A 14,493-nucleotide genomic window follows, 5' to 3' on the forward strand; every position below is an offset into this window, starting at 1 on the left:
GATCAGCCTCCCCTGTGTCCGGAGCCGCCGCGGCAGGCGCAGCCAAAGGCGATGAGCAGCGCGACGCCGCCATGGCCGATGAGCGCGAAAAGCGCCGCGAAGCCCAGTGATCCGCGCCACAGGCAGAAGCCGGCGCCCGCATAGGTCGCGAGCATGAACATGCCGAGGGCGATGAGAAAGATGCGCTCTGTCGGTTTCATGCGGCCTTCTCCAGTCTGTAGCGACGCGCCATCTGCCGCCTGAAGGCTTCGGCGTTCGAGAAATTGTGAAAGGTGAGAACGTCCTTCCCCTTGGCGAAGGCGAGCCAGCTTTCGCCGACGCGGGCTTCGACGACGAAGACCAGGTCGACGAATTGCGTGTCGACGGCTTCGCCCTCGCAGAGAAAGCGGACGCCGCGCGTGCGCAGCTCGGTGACTCTCGGGTCGACCCTTTTCATGCCGCCTGCTCCATCTGCTCCGGCCGATGCAGCGCATCGACGTCGACCGAGAAGGTCATGCGATTGGCGGCGCGCACCAGCGCGCGGCCATCGACGACGGCTTCGAGCGTGGCGAGGACATGCGCCTCGCCGTCGCTTGTCTCGACGGCGAAGGCCACCGTCTCTCCGATCTGAAGGGACTCGCGCATCACTCCGCCCCCGTCAGTTCGGCCTCGAAGGGCTCGACCGAGAAATTCTCGCCGGCCGTGCCGATGGTGACGCCGGCGATGAGGCGGGCCTTGTCGGGCTCGCGCAGCATGGCTTCCTTGTCGATCTCGGTCTTCTCGCGCAGGAACAGCAAGAGGCCGAGCGTGCGGATGCGCGCGATGACCTCGTCCACGCCCTTGATCGTCACGCGCGGCGGCGCGAAGCGCCATTCGATGCGGCCCGTGCCCAGCTCCGCGTGCTTGCGCTTGCCATTGTCAGTGAGGCTCACGCGGTTCGCCTCCGCCCAGGTGCGCAGGCCGTCCGTCAGCTCCTCGATGCGCGAGCGATAGGGCAGCGCATTCGCCTCCGCCGTCTTCTTGGCGAGGGCAATCTCGTCGTTCATGTCGGCCTCGATGCGCGCGATCGCGCGCTGCGCCTCGCCGATGTCGTGGATGAAGCGCGCCGCCTCCTCGCGGCTTTGCGGCACCGGAACATTCGAGCCGCGGGTCTTCGCCTTCGTTGCAGCCTTAGCCATTGGTTTCTTGCTCCTTGCGAGCGTTGTCCGGAAATCTCTTTGAAAGCACGTTCACGGCGCGCTGGTAGCGCGCCTGCGCATCGCGTTCGGCGGCGGTGTATTCGGCCCGCCGCAAGATGTCGGCGGCCACGACGAGCGCGCGAATGTCGTCGTCGTCGACGCGATCCCGCAGACTGTCGATCGCGCGGTCGCGCAGCTCCCGCAGATTGATCGAGGGGCTGCGCCGGTAGCCCGCCTCCAGCGCGAGGAAGTCTCTGACGAGCGTCGACAGCGCGACCGGCGGGGCCGGGACAAGGACCGGCGCCGGCGCACCGTTCTCTGTCTCGAAGTCATGCGCGCTGATCAGCGCCTCGCACAGTTCGAGCACATGGTCGGGGGAGACGCGCATCGCCGCGCGTCGCCCCCCCGCCATGATGCGCCGCGCGAGATCGTGCGGGACGATCGGCTCGACGGGCGCGGGCAGGACGCCCCGCCCGCGCATCATCGAAAGCGAGACGCAGGCAAGCTCCAGCGCATAGACATGCTCCGCGAAGGTCGCGTCCTCCGCGACCCGCGCGGCGATCCTGTCGCGGCCATGCAGCACGCTCGTATGATCGCGCCGCATGAGGAGCCCGATCTGCGGCAGGCTTTTGTCAGTCAGTTTCGCCGCCAGATAGGCGGCGATGTGCCGCGGCTCGACGAGCCTGCCCGTGCGCCGCGCCGACCGGATGTCGGTCTGCGTCACCCGATACTGCTCGCAGACAACCTCGATGATGTCGGAGATATGGACGGGGGCGCTCATGCGTCACCTCGCATGACGGAACACCGCGAAAACCCGTTCCCGAGGTTCGTCATCAGGGCAGACAACGCATTGGCGCGATGCTCCGGCGCCAACATAGCGATGAAGGACATGATGGTCGCGTGGACGTTCGCCTCGATGGCTATGCTCAGATCATCGACCGTCGCGCCGCACGCCGCCTTGAGAACATAGAAGCGATGCACATCGTCGAAGGTGACTGCGGCCATCTCTTCGGTGAGGTCGGTCTTGGTGGAGGTCGTCATGCGGCGTCTCCCGGGTCGCGGTCGGCTTCGATCTGCGCGGCGATGTCGGCGGCAAGCGCGTCGGCCATGTTTTCCTGCATCTCGCGGGCGAAGACGCCGCGCAGGTCGATGACCTTGCCCGCGCATTCGGCCTCATGGATCGCGATATTGCGCAGCGCCTCGCCGACGTGATCCGTCGATTTCAGCGCCGCGATGCGCGCATCGGCGGCGGCGAGATGCGTGGTCGCGCGCCGCAGCCCGTCTTCGAGCATGCGCGCCTCGCTGGCGAGCAGATCGAGCGAGCGCGCGAGGTCGATCGCGCTGGCCCGCGTGAACTCGCAATTCTGATCGACGATCATGCGCACCCAGCCGGCGAGCGCCGATATGTCGCGCGAAAGGAAGGGGGGATGATCAGACATCCGCGCCTCCCTCGTTGCGGATGCGGGAATGCGGGCAGCCGTTGCGGCATTCGTGATAGAGCGCCGTGCGCGCGGCCGATGAGCCCACGAACTTCTTGCCCTGCTCCTGCAGGCACTGGTCGCGGCCGATCTCGCCCAGGACGGGGCAGATCACCATGGCGCCCATCAGCGCGCCGCGCACCGAGCCTTCGACGGAGGCGATGTCGCCCGCATATTTGCCTCGGCAGATGCTGGTGACGACGCTCGACGAATAGCCGATGCGCTTCGCGGCCTGCACGCCGGAGGTCTGCGAGGCGTATTTCGCCAGCTCCTCCACCCAGTCCGGCAGCGCGTCGCCATAGGCCTCGCGCGCCGTTGCGAGATAGTCGGTCTTCAATTGTGTTTTGACGGCGGTCATTGACGCGCCTCCGTGACGATGGCCGCGCCGAGGACGCGGGAAGAGTTGGGATCGAAGACGAAGCCGGCGTTGCAGACCTTGGGCGCCTGCGGGCCGGTGTTGGCGGTCTTGAGCAGGCGATAGACGCCCGCCGTCGCGCCCTGCGGCGCGCCCGAGGCGCTCTTGCCGCTGGCCCGCGCGGGCGCCGTCACCACCTGCAGCACGCCCGCCTGGACGAGCTTCTGCACATAAAGCTCCGCCGCGCGCAGCGAGACCGGGCGCTCCTCCGTCGCGGCCGCAACGGCAAGCTCCCGCGCCGTGAACTGCGACAGCGTGCGGATGGCGTTCCACATGGCGTCGCGCGCGGTGAGCGGGCGCGACGCCGGGTCCGGCCGCTCGATCGGCGCCTTCGTCTGCCGCTTCTTCACGGCGTAGACGTTCTGCGTGGCGTAGCCGTCGAGCTTCTTGCCGATCTTCAGGACATAGCCCTGCTTTTCGAGAAACCAGACGTAGCGCTTGACCGTGTCATAGGCGACGCCCTCGGAGGCGAGCGCGATGGCGCGGATGGTGAAGCCCTTCGCGCCAGCGGAGAGCATCGCCTTCCAGTAATGCGCCGGGCCCGAGGGCATGGCGACTTCGATGTGGATGGGCTTTCTCACGCAGCCCTCCCGCCATTCGCCTTTGCGGCGTTGATGCGGATGGAGCGCGCGCGGGGCGGCTCGCCGGTGTAGATCGCGCCCGTGTAGCTCTCGCGCGTGACGGTCTTCGCGCCGTTGTTCTTGGCCCAGTTGGCGACGCCGTCGAGCGAGGTGGCGATGCGGCGCGCGCGGCCTTCGCCCTTCACGCGGATGTCGTCGAGCAGATCATCGCTGATCGCGACCGGCGCGAGCAGCAGATCGGCGAGCGCGCGCGCGTCTTCGAGATCGCAGGGCTCGGCGCCATACCAGTCGAGAATGCGGTTATGCACGCGCTCGACGCGGGAGAGCTTTTGCGGCAGCAGCTCCTCGCCGATGAGCAGCACGGGCACATTGGAGCCCATGGCGATCTCGCGCACGAGTTCGATATAGCCCTTGTCGCAAATCTTGTCGGCTTCATCGATGAACAGGGGGCGCTTCAGCTCGCTCGCCAGCTCCGCGATCACCTGCTGCGACAGCTCCGAGATCGAGCCCTGCGGCCGCACGACGCCGCATTCCTGCAGGATCGCGGTGAGCAGCGTCTTGCGCGTCCAGGTGTCGCCGACTTCGACGCGGATCGCGCGCGTCCTGTTCTGCGCATAGATCGAGGCATAGGTCTTGCCGTAGCCGGAGTGCCCGTACATCACGCCGATATTCGGCAGGCTCGGCGCGCGGTCGCGCACGCGGAAAACCAGCTCCAGAAAGGCGGAGACGTTCTTGAGCGCGCCGATCGTGCCGCGCGGTTTGACGGGAGGTTGTATCTCTGTCATTATTCCCTCGTGCTTTTTGATGATTGAGGGGCGCGTCCGTTGCACCGGGCGCGCCTCTCGCCTTTTCGGGCGACGGCTATTTGAGCGCCGCCTCCCCGAATTCCTCGAACATCTCCTTCATCGCGAGATATTCAGCGCCGGTCTGGTAGCCGACGAGCCAGCGCATCTCCTCCATGTCGATGCGCTCATTGTTCGCGAGCCGCGCCTCCAGTTCGCGCGCGCGCCGATAGCGCTGCTGGCGCGTCTCGGGCAGGCGATGGACATGCGTCTCGATGGCCGTTGCAGCCGGTTTGGCGGGCGCTTCAACGGGCGTTGAAGCGTCGCTCACGGCCGCCTTCGCGGCCTCCAGCCCCGGCGTCGTGTAGCTCTCGACGGGCTTCGGGAACTCGACCAGCTTGCCCGCGTCGCGCGCCGCGTTGCGCACGATCACGTCGACCATGTCGCGCGGCTTGATCTTCTTCATGTCGGCGCGCAGCCGAGCGGCGTTTTCGTCGAGCAGCCGTTTCTGCTGCACGCGCGCCTCGGCCACGGCGGCGGCCGGATCGACGCCCGCCAGCTCGGGACAGATCGCCTCGCCGAGGAACTCCGCGCCGTCGTCCGAAAACAGCCAGGCGCGGCCCATGTCCTCGGGGTCCATGCGCACGAAGACGCGCGTCTCGGGCAGCACATTCGGCGCGAGATAATAGGAGCCGTCGATGCGGACGCCGCGCTTGGTGACGATACGCGTGCCGTCCCCGGCCGCGATCGGCGCGAGCAGCAGATCGAGCGCGCGAATATCGTCGATGCGGCGCACGACGCCGGCAAAGGCCGCCGCGGCCTGAAAGGGCGTCGCGCCATTGATCCCGGCGTGCGGGCGGTTGGCATAGCGGCCCGCCGCCCAGTCGTCGCAGATGGACTGCAATTCCTTGGCCGTGAGTTCGGCCTTGAAGGCGCCCGCGTCGTCAATCCCGAGCCGCTGCGCAAAGGCGCGGCGCTCCTCGATGACCTTGCGGTCCTTGACATTGTGCCCGATGAAGCCCGGCAGCAGCGGCGTGAGATCGTGCTGGAACGTCTTCACCGCGCGCTCGATGTGGCCCTTCTCCTCTGGCGAGAAGGACGCGGAGGCCTCGACCTCTATGCCGAGCGCGGCGAAGAGCCGCTGCGTGCTCTTGGCCTTGAAGTCCGAGCCATTGTCGGTCTTGACGCGCTCCGGAACGCCCCAGGCGACGATGGCGCGGCGCATGAGCAGCTGCACGGCCTGCGCGCGCGGCGTCTTCGACACATAGACGATGAGCCGCCGCGAGAAGATGTCGACGCAGAGATAGACCGAATGACGGCCGTCGACGCAGAGCGCGTCGACTGGCGAGGCGTCGATCATCCAAAGCTCATTGAGCCGCGAGACGGGGTGCGAATTCGTGCCCGACAGGCGGTATTTGCTCTTGTAGGCGTCGGGGTTGGTGACGCGCGTGAGGAGCACCTTCTCCTCGCGCTCGATCTTGGCGCGCATGCGCTGGAAGCTGCGCGGCGACACATCAGCGAGCGATGGGAATTGCGCGATCGTCAGCAGGCGCAGATGATCACTGGAGAGATGCGGCTGTTGGGCGATGGCGGCGAGGAGGAACGCTCTTACCTTTCCCTCCTCGCCGGACTCGAGCCTACCCTTACCGCGACGCGCGGCGCCCTTGTCGACGCCGAGCCTTGAAATTCCTTCGGTCGATTTCAGCGCCCGCCAGCGCGCCAGCGTGCGCGGCGAGAGCTTTCTGACCGCCGCCCGCACCCATCCTTCGACCTCGATGCGGCCCATGTTGTAGAGCCCGGCGAACATGCGGTCGGCGTTGACGCGAGAGAGCCCGCCGTCGCGCGCCAGCCGGTCGGCGGCGGCGATGATGGAGAGACGCGCGTCGCGCGCCTCCTGCGCCGTGATGGTCTGCGCATCGTCGAGCGCGGCCTCCTCTGCGTCGGCGACGGGCAGATCGACGCGCCCGACATGCTTCGCGACATAGGCCGCGAGCGTCGCGGGCGGCAGCAGGTCGATGTGATATTGCAGGCGGCCGCCGCCCACGCCCTTCACGACGCGCACCAGCGGGCGCCCGTTGGCGTCCCGGCGCTCCAGCCAGCCCTCGCGCTCGGCATAGTCTGTCCATCCCCGCTTGGTGGCGGGGAGGCCCGGCAGGCCGAGACCGGCGAGGTCGGAGGCGGAGAGCCAGTCGCGCATGGTCAGGCGCCCTCGCCGAGACGTTCGAAGCGATAGGCCGCCGGGAGGTCGGCGTCGCGCCAGTCGAAAGAGTCGGCTGGGACGCCGATGTGGCGCAGAAAATCGCGCCGCCGGGCGGCGTCGAGCCGGCGGAATAGCCAGACAATCTGTACGCCGAGCAGAGCCTGATAGAGGCTTTCAACGTCGGCCGAGGTCAGATGATCGAAGTTTTTGCGCACATAGCGCAGCAGCGCGTCGGCGTCAGTCTTTGACATGTTCCAGCACCAGCTTCTTGAGTTCCGACCCCAGCGTCTGGACGATCGTGATGCGCGTCAGCTTGCTGCTGCGCCCCCAGGCATCGAGGACGGTCGCGCAGTAGCGCGCCTGCGGGTCGTCGGTTTTTTGCTTGTCGAGCCCGATCACGACGCGGGCCTGAGCGATGTTTTTCGCCTCACCGCGCTTGATGGCGGCGGCGGCCTCGCGGCGCTTCCCGGCGGGCATATCAACGAGCTGCTTCAGCTCATTCTGATTGTCCGCGACCATAGTGCCGCGGATTTCGTCCACGGCGTCCGCCTCGATCAGCCGCTCAGCAATTTGCTTGGCCAGCTTCACTTGCGTTTTGGACAAGCCGACGCGCTCTGCGGCGGCGTCGGTGAAACGCTCGGAGGAAAAAAGGCCGAACTCCGGCTCTTTTTTATCCTCTTGAAGCTGCTCGATTTTCGATTTACGACCGCGCGTCTCGCCTTTCTTCGCCCGATAGGCTTTCCATGCGTCATAGATGAACAGCGAGCGATCGAGCTGCGTGAGACCGGCGTTGGCGAGGTTCTCGAAAAGCTCGTCCTCGAACGCCGCCTGGTCATCCATCTCCTTCACATTGACTTCGACGCCGACGCTCAGCGTCTCGAAGCCGATTTCCTTGAGCATGGCGAGGCGATGGCCGCCTGTGACGAGCTTGTAGCCGCCATCGATGGGGCGCACCGTGATGGCCTGGATGAGCGGGCTCCACCCCTCAGCGATGCGCTGCTCGGCGATGGCCGCATAGGCGGCGACGGTGTCGGGGTCGATCGGGCGCTTGCGGTTTTCAGCGTCGATGTTGGAAATCTTGATGGTCTTCTCGGTCATTTAGGCGCTCGTCTGAGGATGGGGGAAACAGGGGATGGCGCGCGGCGCTGGCTGAAAGAGCGGCGGCGGGTCGTCGCCGGCGTCGGCGTCCTTCAGCGCCGCGCGCAGGCGGGTGCGAAAGGCGTCGTAATCGTCGCCATGGGCGAGGGCCTCGATGAGCAGGCGGCGGATCGTCTCGGCGGTCATTGAAAAGCCTCACAAGGAAGAAAAAGCGCTGCGGCCGGAGGAGCCTGGGAGGCCGGGAACACGGCCGCAGTGCGAGTTGGGGCGGGGAGTGATGTCGAGGCCCGCCCGGATTCGGGGTTACGCCGCCAAGTTGCGCGGTCTGGACGGTTGAAACCGCCGCGCGGTAAGGTCGCGCGCTGGCTTGGGGATCGGTCGCGTGGAGATGATTTTCCCGTCCACGTCGTACCACTGCGGCCACAGCAGGTGCACAGGAACGCCAATGACATTGGCGATGGCCATATTCGCCTTGGGGTTCGGCTTGGAAAAAAGCGCCCAATACATCGTCTGCCGTCGCAGGCCGATGCTCTCGCCGATCCGGGCGAGATTGGTCCCGGCCTTGCGGACAGCCGCGTGGATGTCCGCCCGATGCCAACCGTCCGTGGTGGCAAAATCCATCTGCATCGCCTCACCTAACTGCAAATCACCATTGATGGTGAATTTACAACCAAGGTTGGCGCTCGGTCAACCATGGTTGGTGAGGCGCGATGACAAAAATGCGTCGTAAGGTCCCGCCCGAGCACCTGGCCGAGTTCGCTCGCCGCGTCTGCGAGCTGACTGACCCGCTCGGGTCAGTCGCTAACGCCGCGAGAATATTGGGTGTTCCGGACAACACGCTGCGCCGCGCGCGAGCCGGAGAAAATGAGCCGCAGGCGCCTCTGCTTCTCGCGCTCTCTGAAAAACTCGGCGTCTCGATGAGTTATCTGCTGGGCGTCGACGATGATCCGACGCCTCAAATCGCCACGCATGGTGAAAAGCGGGCGCCGGAGACGCAGTTCGCCGTCGTGCCGCATCTCGACGTGCGCGCCGCTGCCGGCCCCGGCTCCGTCAATCACATCGTCGCGGTCAAGGAGCGGCTGGCCTTCCCGGCATGGATGCTTCACAAGCTCGGCGCGGCGAAGGCGAAGCTCGCTTTCATGCGCGCTTCGGGCGACTCGATGCTGCCGACGATCGCAGACGGGGCGCTTTTGCTGGTCAATGAGAGCGAGACCGATCTGCCGCCGCGCCCGCCCCCACGGAAGTCGGATTGGGACCATCCCGACATTTACGTCTTTGGTGATGAGCCCCGCGTGAAGCGCCTGCGCCGGAACGGCAAGGGCGAGATCGTCGTGATCAGCGACAATCTCGCCTACGACCCCGAAATCCTGCGCGGCCCAGAGCTGAAGCGCTGCATTATCCACGGCCGGGTGATATGGTGGGACAACCGGCTTTGAGGGAGGATTTCGATGCGTCGTTTTCTGGTGGCCATGGCTGTTTTCGCGCCGCTCGGCGCGTCGGCGTTGACGACCGAGCAGGGGAATTTCGCCAAAAACTTGGCCATTCTTCTATATGCCGAGAAGCGATGCCCCGAACTGCGCATGAATATGCTGGTGATCGTCCAGGCGATGCGCGAATTCGGCCTCCCGAAAGACGCGCTCGAGCCGGGCGGCGAGATTGCCCAGACGGCGCGCGCCGAAATGGACAGGATCGACGCAACCTTCGGCTCGCAGGACAAGGCGACCCTTTGCTCGTGGATGGAAGACGGCTTCGGCCCCAGAGGATCGATCGCCTCGGGCTTTCTGAAACGGCGTTGAAAGCCGCTTGAAACGGCCTCCCCGGTTCCCTCTTTACAATTTTGGTAGACTATTCGCTATCGGCCGCAACGCCAAGGAAACCGGGGAGTTATGAATTTTTTGAATTTTTGACGATCGGGCGCTTCCAGTTCCCACTCCGCCAGATCGGCAAAATGAAAAAGCCCGTAAATCCGGGCGTTTCGGCGAGGCGTCGGCCGGATCGGCCTCGGCAAATGTGCCATTTGATTTGTCGCGCCGCGCAGCCCGCTCGGCCCCGCGCAGTTTGCCCTAAAGCCCGGTTTTCAAAGCCCTTCGCCCACGAAATCCCGCCAACCCCCGCCTACGCCCGCCTGTGCCATATGATCTGTCGGGTCACAATGCCGGCGCTCGAAAGCAGAAAGTCGGCGCAAGAGGTCTGGACAAGTCGCCGCCCGCTTTCTATAAGCCCCCTCAACGCGCTGCGGCGCGGGCCCAGGTAGCTCAGTTGGTAGAGCATGCGACTGAAAATCGCAGTGTCGGTGGTTCGATTCCGCCCCTGGGCACCACTCCCCCGTTAATAGCAATTTCCTGCGATCAAAACTGCGCCAGCGGCGCAGGGTGGCCTTTGCGGGTCGAAGGCGCGCAGATCTCCGGGATGCTGAACGCCCGGGCGGCATATGACGAAAACACATTTCGTGTTGTAGTCGCCCGCGCCGGCGAGAGCTTGCGCCCTCGATTTCGCGATTTCGCGCGACGTTCTATACCCGGCGGCAAACCGCGCTGCGCAGGCGTAACCGGCCGCGCGCCCCGCGCGACAGCCGCTGCTCGAGGACGGATGACATGCAAATCAGGGAATTCGGGGTCGAACGCTGGATGTATCTCTACGAGAACGATTGCCAGCTGAATCTCGCCGAGACCTGCGTCGAATCGCTGACGGTCGGCGAGCTTTTGAAGATCGCGGGCAAGGAGGACGCTTTCCTCGGCGAGATTTTGCCGATGAAGCTCACATATGGCGCGATCGACGGCACGGAGCGTCTGCGCGGCGCCGTCGCGTCGCTATACGAGAATCAGGGCGCCGAGAATGTGCTGATTACGCATGGCGCGATCAGCGCGAACGCGCTCGTCTACGAGACGCTCATCGAGCCGGGCGATCATGTGATATCGGTCTTGCCGACCTATCAGCAGCATTATTCGATTCCCGAGAGCTACGGCGCAAAAGTCGACGTTTTGCGACTGCGCGAGGAAAATGCGTTCCTGCCCGACCTCGACGAACTGAAACGAATGATCACGCCGGCGACGCGCGTGATCGTCATCAACAATCCGAACAATCCGACCGGCTCGCTGATGGAGCGCGCGTTTCTGGAGCAGATTGCGCAGCTTGCGCGTTCATGCGGCGCTCATGTCTTGTGCGACGAGGTGTATCGCGGCGCGGATCAGCATGGCGACGGTTTCACGGCGTCGATGGCGGACCTCTACGAGAAAGGGATCAGCACGGGCAGCATGTCGAAGACATGGTCGCTCGCGGGCCTGCGCGTCGGCTGGATCGTCGCGCCCGCCGAGGTGATTGGCCGCGTGCAGATCCATCGCGACTACAATACGATCAGCGTCGGCATGCTGAACGATCTGCTCGCGTCGATCGCCCTCGAAAATCGCGGCGCGATCCTGAAGCGCAATCATTGTATTCTGCGCACGAACCTCGCGCTGCTCGACGAATGGATCGCCGGAGAAGCACGCCTCTCCTATGTGAAGCCTAGGTCGGGCACGACGGCCTGGGTGCGCATCGACACGCGGATGACCTCGCGCGAATTTTGCGTCGCGCTGCTCGAAAAGACAGGCGTGATGTTCACGCCCGGCAGCGCGATGGACAGCGAAGGCTATGTGCGGATCGGCTATGCGAACAACCGTGACGTGCTCAGGGCGGGGCTGGCGAGAGTGTCGGATTTCATGCGTCACATCGCGCGATAGGACGCCGGCCGAGCCTCCGCCGGGAAATTGCCGGCGAACCCGGCGCGCCCGTTAAGCTCGACCGTTCGGCGTCAAACGGGGGGTCGTGAATGTTCGCCCGGGCTTCGGGAAAAGGCGAAGCGTCGCCGTTCGGATTCCGCTGTCCTGAGGGGGAACATGTTGCAAGCACGACACCAGTGCGGGCGCGGCGGTTTGCGAGTTTCTTTGCATTGCAAAGTCGCGCGCCAAATTGTGACATATCGGCAACAGATATGAGTAAAAGCTGAAAAGCGCTTACCGAGCCTATAGCCCTTTCCGTCCCTATCGGTCAATTTGCAGCAACAAGGTCCGTTTGATCCGGGGACGATCAAAATGCGCATTAAACAATCGGCCGCCACCTCCGTTCTCGCACTTCTCGCCGCCGGCTGTTTCAGCGAAGCCTTCGCTCATACAGTATCGCTGCCGACGATCGACGTCGGCGGCCATCGCAGAATGGTCTCGGTGCCGCACGAACATGCGCGCGCCGCGAGGCAGCCGGTGACAGCCGCCCGACCGTCGTCCCCGATCATCGCCGCGGCGCCTGCTCCCGCTCCCGACAAGAATGATTCTTTCGGCTCCTCCGCGCAGCAGAACACGGCGCTTGGCCCGAGGATCAACTATCCGGCGCCGCCGAAGGAAATGCCTTCCTCGAGCGAGCGTTTCTTCACCGGCGGACAGGTCAACACCATCCCCGCATTCAGACCCGGCGAAGCGCTGGAGATCGTTCCGGGTCTCGCGGTCACGCAGCACAGCGGCGAGGGCAAGGCCAATCAATATTATCTGCGTGGCTTCGATCTCGATCATGGCACGGATCTGGCGCTCTATCTCGACTCCATGCCGCTCAACATGCGCACCCATGGTCATGGCCAGGGATACGCGGACGCCAATTTCGTCATTCCCGAAATGCTGGCCTATATCGACGCGCGCAAGGGGCCCTATAACGTCGAAGACGGCGATTTTTCCAACGCCGGCACGATCCGGATGCAATATCTGCAGAAAGTTCCGGAGGGCGTCTTCTCGTCGACGGCCGGAGCCTTCGGCTACGGTCGCCAGTTCGGCATGAAGTCCTGGGAATACGCCGGCGGCGACATTCTCGGCGGCGGCGAAATCTCCACCTATCAGGGGCCGTGGATTTCCCCGAACAACGCGCGCAAGATCAACACCGTCCTGCGCTGGTCGCGCGGCGAGGAAAACAACGGCATGTCGATAACCGGCATGGCCTATGCGAATCGCTGGAACTCGACCGACCAGATCCCGATGCGCGCGATCGACACCAACCAGATGTCGCGCTGGGGCACGCTGAACCCGACGGACGGGGGCGACACGACACGCTTCAGCCTTTCCGGCCGCTGGGCGGAGGAGACGGAGAATTACAGAACGAAGGTCGAAGCCTTCGCGATGCATTCGACGCTCAATCTCTACAACAACTTCACCTATTACCTCGTCAATCCCGTGCTGGGCGATCAGTTCCGCCAGTTCGACCGGCGCACGATGGTCGGCGGCAACGCCTATCACACGCGGAAATTTACACTTCTGGACAAGGAGTCCGAACTGAAGTTCGGCTTCCAGTCGCGCTACGACGATATTCGAATCGGTCTGCAGGACACGTTCCTTCGCAGCCCCTACGACACGATCCGGAACGATCATGTCAGCGAGGGCAATATTTCGCTGCTGACGGAACTCAAGACCAAATGGTCGCCGTGGCTGAGAACGATCGTCGGCACGCGCTGGGATTATTTCTGGGGCAGCAATTACGGGCTCCAGACCTATTTGCAGGCGCCTATCGCCGGAATCGGTCTGGACCCTGGCGCCAATCTGTTCCAGAACGCCTTCCGCGTGTGGACGGGGCCTTTCAATAACGGGGCGTCGAACGCCCAGCTGATCAGCCCGAAAGCCTCGGTCGTCATCAATCCCTGGGATGACAAGACCGATTTCTACATGAACTTCGGACGCGGCTTCCATTCGAACGACTTCCGCGCGACGACGCAGCGCTTCAACGCTTCCGAAGTCACCGAGGAATTCGGCTATGTGCCCGTCCAGAGACAGGGGCTTCTCTCGGCTTCGACCGGCGCGGAAATCGGCGTCAAGACGAGGGCGATCGACAAGCTCGAAAGCGCCGCGACGCTGTTCTTCATCCGGACGAATCAGGAAAACATCTTCGCCGGCGACTCGGGCAATACGGAAATCGCGCGCGGCGCCAATCGCGTCGGCATCGAATTCACCAACCACTACCGCCCGCTGTCATGGATGGCCTTCGAGGGCGACGTGACGGCGACCTACGCCCGGTTCAGAGGGTATAATCAGGATCAGGCCGATCTCTATTGGGCGCTCCTGCAGCCCGGCGCATTCGAATGGGGCGCCTGGGCGGGCAACGCCCCCGGCAATTATCTGGTCAATGCGACGCCGATCGTCGCGACCGGCGCGATCGAACTGGGCGAGGCGACCGGATGGTTCGCCAACGCCAAATATCGTTATATCGCGCCGCGCGCCCTGACCGAGGACGGCTACTTCAAGAGCCCGGCGATCGGCACGGTGAACCTGCGCGTCGGCTATCGCTGGAAGGAAGGCTGGAAGCTTCAGCTCGATGTCTTCAACATGTTCAACTCGCGTTCGCAGCAGATCGCATACGCCTATGGATCATTCCTGCCGACCGACCCGCTCTTCAGGGCGTGTAACGGCCTTTCCGGCCTCCCGACGACGCCGGATGTCTGCGGCGTCGGTCAGATGGGCGTTGTCGGCCACCCGGTCGAGCCGCCGTCATGGCGTCTGACCTTTGGCGGACCGATCGAGTTCGATCCGTCAATCAAGAAGGGTCCCGACCTGACGGAGCCATTCCAGTTGGTGAAGTTCTGGGAGTGACGAAGAACGACGGCCGGAAATCGGTTTACGGCAAGCAGGGGACCGCTACGTTGGACGTAGCGGTCCTTTCCATTTCTGCGCCGGCTTTCGTTTCGACAGGCGCCGCGCCGGAGGCCCTGTGATTTCTCGCCGCTGGTTGCGGAACGGCGCGCGGCCGGGCGGCGCCGGCAAGATCGCCGGGATGCG

19 protein-coding genes and 1 tRNA gene are annotated in these 14,493 nt (G+C 64.5%); 5 read left to right on the plus strand and 15 right to left on the minus strand.

Annotation, left to right across the window (positions count from 1 at the left end; all coding sequences use genetic code 11):
• Positions 1–2: 2 nt before the first annotated feature.
• From MET49242_RS18945 to MET49242_RS19015, 15 genes are all read right to left on the minus strand, one after another.
• The gene (locus MET49242_RS18945) at positions 3–200 is read right to left on the minus strand and encodes a hypothetical protein (protein WP_036285312.1); all 198 of its coding nucleotides are present in this window, start codon (positions 198–200) and stop codon (positions 3–5) included.
• The gene (locus MET49242_RS18950) at positions 197–436 is read right to left on the minus strand and encodes a hypothetical protein (RefSeq protein ID WP_036285316.1); all 240 of its coding nucleotides are present in this window, start codon (positions 434–436) and stop codon (positions 197–199) included. The genes MET49242_RS18945 and MET49242_RS18950 overlap by 4 nt, the downstream gene beginning before the upstream one ends.
• Positions 433–624: a hypothetical protein gene (locus MET49242_RS18955; protein ID WP_036285319.1), complete on the minus strand. Its 192-nt coding sequence runs from the start codon at positions 622–624 to the stop codon at positions 433–435. The genes MET49242_RS18950 and MET49242_RS18955 overlap by 4 nt, the downstream gene beginning before the upstream one ends.
• On the minus strand, positions 624–1,157 hold the full coding sequence (locus tag MET49242_RS18960; RefSeq protein WP_036285322.1) for a host-nuclease inhibitor Gam family protein: 534 nt from the start codon (positions 1,155–1,157) through the stop codon (positions 624–626). The genes MET49242_RS18955 and MET49242_RS18960 overlap by 1 nt, the downstream gene beginning before the upstream one ends.
• On the minus strand, positions 1,150–1,938 hold the full coding sequence (locus MET49242_RS18965) for a helix-turn-helix domain-containing protein (protein ID WP_036285325.1): 789 nt from the start codon (positions 1,936–1,938) through the stop codon (positions 1,150–1,152). Before MET49242_RS18965 ends, MET49242_RS18960 begins: the two co-directional genes overlap by 8 nt.
• Positions 1,935–2,198, minus strand: a complete 264-nt coding sequence (locus tag MET49242_RS18970) for a hypothetical protein (protein WP_036285328.1) — start codon at positions 2,196–2,198, stop codon at positions 1,935–1,937. The genes MET49242_RS18965 and MET49242_RS18970 overlap by 4 nt, the downstream gene beginning before the upstream one ends.
• Positions 2,195–2,596 (minus strand): hypothetical protein, encoded by a 402-nt coding sequence (locus MET49242_RS18975; protein ID WP_036285331.1) that lies wholly within the window; start codon positions 2,594–2,596, stop codon positions 2,195–2,197. The genes MET49242_RS18970 and MET49242_RS18975 overlap by 4 nt, the downstream gene beginning before the upstream one ends.
• Entirely contained in the window at positions 2,589–2,993 is a 405-nt protein-coding gene (locus MET49242_RS18980; protein WP_036285334.1) for a hypothetical protein, read from the minus strand. The genes MET49242_RS18975 and MET49242_RS18980 overlap by 8 nt, the downstream gene beginning before the upstream one ends.
• Positions 2,990–3,631, minus strand: a complete 642-nt coding sequence (locus MET49242_RS23555) for a hypothetical protein (RefSeq protein WP_051134320.1) — start codon at positions 3,629–3,631, stop codon at positions 2,990–2,992. The genes MET49242_RS18980 and MET49242_RS23555 overlap by 4 nt, the downstream gene beginning before the upstream one ends.
• A complete protein-coding gene (locus MET49242_RS18990; RefSeq protein ID WP_036288748.1) occupies positions 3,628–4,416 on the minus strand; it encodes an AAA family ATPase in 789 nt (262 codons plus the stop codon). Before MET49242_RS18990 ends, MET49242_RS23555 begins: the two co-directional genes overlap by 4 nt.
• A gap of 76 nt (positions 4,417–4,492) precedes the next feature.
• Positions 4,493–6,610 carry a DDE-type integrase/transposase/recombinase gene (locus MET49242_RS18995; RefSeq protein ID WP_036285336.1) on the minus strand — a complete coding sequence of 706 codons (2,118 nt, stop codon included), beginning with the start codon at positions 6,608–6,610 and terminating at the stop codon, positions 4,493–4,495.
• Positions 6,611–6,612: 2 nt separating this feature from the next.
• Entirely contained in the window at positions 6,613–6,864 is a 252-nt protein-coding gene (locus MET49242_RS19000) for a hypothetical protein (RefSeq protein ID WP_036285338.1), read from the minus strand.
• A complete protein-coding gene (locus tag MET49242_RS19005) occupies positions 6,851–7,711 on the minus strand; it encodes a ParB/RepB/Spo0J family partition protein (protein ID WP_036285340.1) in 861 nt (286 codons plus the stop codon). Before MET49242_RS19005 ends, MET49242_RS19000 begins: the two co-directional genes overlap by 14 nt.
• Positions 7,712–7,897 (minus strand): hypothetical protein, encoded by a 186-nt coding sequence (locus MET49242_RS19010; protein ID WP_036285342.1) that lies wholly within the window; start codon positions 7,895–7,897, stop codon positions 7,712–7,714.
• A gap of 117 nt (positions 7,898–8,014) precedes the next feature.
• Positions 8,015–8,332 (minus strand): helix-turn-helix domain-containing protein, encoded by a 318-nt coding sequence (locus MET49242_RS19015; RefSeq protein WP_158497331.1) that lies wholly within the window; start codon positions 8,330–8,332, stop codon positions 8,015–8,017.
• A 98-nt stretch (positions 8,333–8,430) separates the two neighbouring features.
• Between MET49242_RS19015 and MET49242_RS23560 the strand changes: the two genes are divergently transcribed.
• The 5 genes from MET49242_RS23560 to MET49242_RS19040 all read left to right on the plus strand — a co-directional run bounded on the left by MET49242_RS23560 (position 8,431) and on the right by MET49242_RS19040 (position 14,307).
• Entirely contained in the window at positions 8,431–9,147 is a 717-nt protein-coding gene (locus MET49242_RS23560; protein WP_158497332.1) for a S24 family peptidase, read from the plus strand.
• Between the two features lie 12 nt (positions 9,148–9,159).
• Positions 9,160–9,507: a hypothetical protein gene (locus tag MET49242_RS19025; RefSeq protein WP_144259697.1), complete on the plus strand. Its 348-nt coding sequence runs from the start codon at positions 9,160–9,162 to the stop codon at positions 9,505–9,507.
• Between the two features lie 448 nt (positions 9,508–9,955).
• A tRNA-Phe gene (locus MET49242_RS19030) sits at positions 9,956–10,031 on the plus strand.
• A 274-nt stretch (positions 10,032–10,305) separates the two neighbouring features.
• A complete protein-coding gene (locus MET49242_RS19035; protein WP_036285346.1) occupies positions 10,306–11,430 on the plus strand; it encodes an aminotransferase in 1,125 nt (374 codons plus the stop codon).
• 351 nt (positions 11,431–11,781) lie between these two features.
• A complete protein-coding gene (locus MET49242_RS19040; protein WP_036285349.1) occupies positions 11,782–14,307 on the plus strand; it encodes a TonB-dependent receptor in 2,526 nt (841 codons plus the stop codon).
• Positions 14,308–14,493: the final 186 nt, after the last annotated feature.

It is taken from the genome of Methylocystis sp. ATCC 49242, from assembly GCF_000188155.2.
Taxonomy (GTDB): domain Bacteria; phylum Pseudomonadota; class Alphaproteobacteria; order Rhizobiales; family Beijerinckiaceae; genus Methylocystis.

Bases quoted from the DNA above. Each gene is read 5' to 3' on its own strand.
- MET49242_RS18945 (WP_036285312.1), bottom strand. From the start codon at position 200: ATGAAACCGACAGAGCGCATCTTTCTCATCGCCCTCGGCATGTTCATG.
- MET49242_RS18950 (WP_036285316.1), bottom strand. From the start codon at position 436: ATGAAAAGGGTCGACCCGAGAGTCACCGAGCTGCGCACGCGCGGCGTC.
- MET49242_RS18955 (WP_036285319.1), bottom strand. From the start codon at position 624: ATGCGCGAGTCCCTTCAGATCGGAGAGACGGTGGCCTTCGCCGTCGAG.
- MET49242_RS18960 (WP_036285322.1), bottom strand. From the start codon at position 1,157: ATGGCTAAGGCTGCAACGAAGGCGAAGACCCGCGGCTCGAATGTTCCG.
- MET49242_RS18965 (WP_036285325.1), bottom strand. From the start codon at position 1,938: ATGAGCGCCCCCGTCCATATCTCCGACATCATCGAGGTTGTCTGCGAG.
- MET49242_RS18970 (WP_036285328.1), bottom strand. From the start codon at position 2,198: ATGACGACCTCCACCAAGACCGACCTCACCGAAGAGATGGCCGCAGTC.
- MET49242_RS18975 (WP_036285331.1), bottom strand. From the start codon at position 2,596: ATGTCTGATCATCCCCCCTTCCTTTCGCGCGACATATCGGCGCTCGCC.
- MET49242_RS18980 (WP_036285334.1), bottom strand. From the start codon at position 2,993: ATGACCGCCGTCAAAACACAATTGAAGACCGACTATCTCGCAACGGCG.
- MET49242_RS18990 (WP_036288748.1), bottom strand. From the start codon at position 4,416: ATGACAGAGATACAACCTCCCGTCAAACCGCGCGGCACGATCGGCGCG.
- MET49242_RS18995 (WP_036285336.1), bottom strand. From the start codon at position 6,610: ATGCGCGACTGGCTCTCCGCCTCCGACCTCGCCGGTCTCGGCCTGCCG.
- MET49242_RS19000 (WP_036285338.1), bottom strand. From the start codon at position 6,864: ATGTCAAAGACTGACGCCGACGCGCTGCTGCGCTATGTGCGCAAAAAC.
- MET49242_RS19005 (WP_036285340.1), bottom strand. From the start codon at position 7,711: ATGACCGAGAAGACCATCAAGATTTCCAACATCGACGCTGAAAACCGC.
- MET49242_RS19010 (WP_036285342.1), bottom strand. From the start codon at position 7,897: ATGACCGCCGAGACGATCCGCCGCCTGCTCATCGAGGCCCTCGCCCAT.
- MET49242_RS19015 (WP_158497331.1), bottom strand. From the start codon at position 8,332: ATGGATTTTGCCACCACGGACGGTTGGCATCGGGCGGACATCCACGCG.
- MET49242_RS23560 (WP_158497332.1), top strand. From the start codon at position 8,431: ATGCGTCGTAAGGTCCCGCCCGAGCACCTGGCCGAGTTCGCTCGCCGC.
- MET49242_RS19025 (WP_144259697.1), top strand. From the start codon at position 9,160: ATGCGTCGTTTTCTGGTGGCCATGGCTGTTTTCGCGCCGCTCGGCGCG.
- MET49242_RS19035 (WP_036285346.1), top strand. From the start codon at position 10,306: ATGCAAATCAGGGAATTCGGGGTCGAACGCTGGATGTATCTCTACGAG.
- MET49242_RS19040 (WP_036285349.1), top strand. From the start codon at position 11,782: ATGCGCATTAAACAATCGGCCGCCACCTCCGTTCTCGCACTTCTCGCC.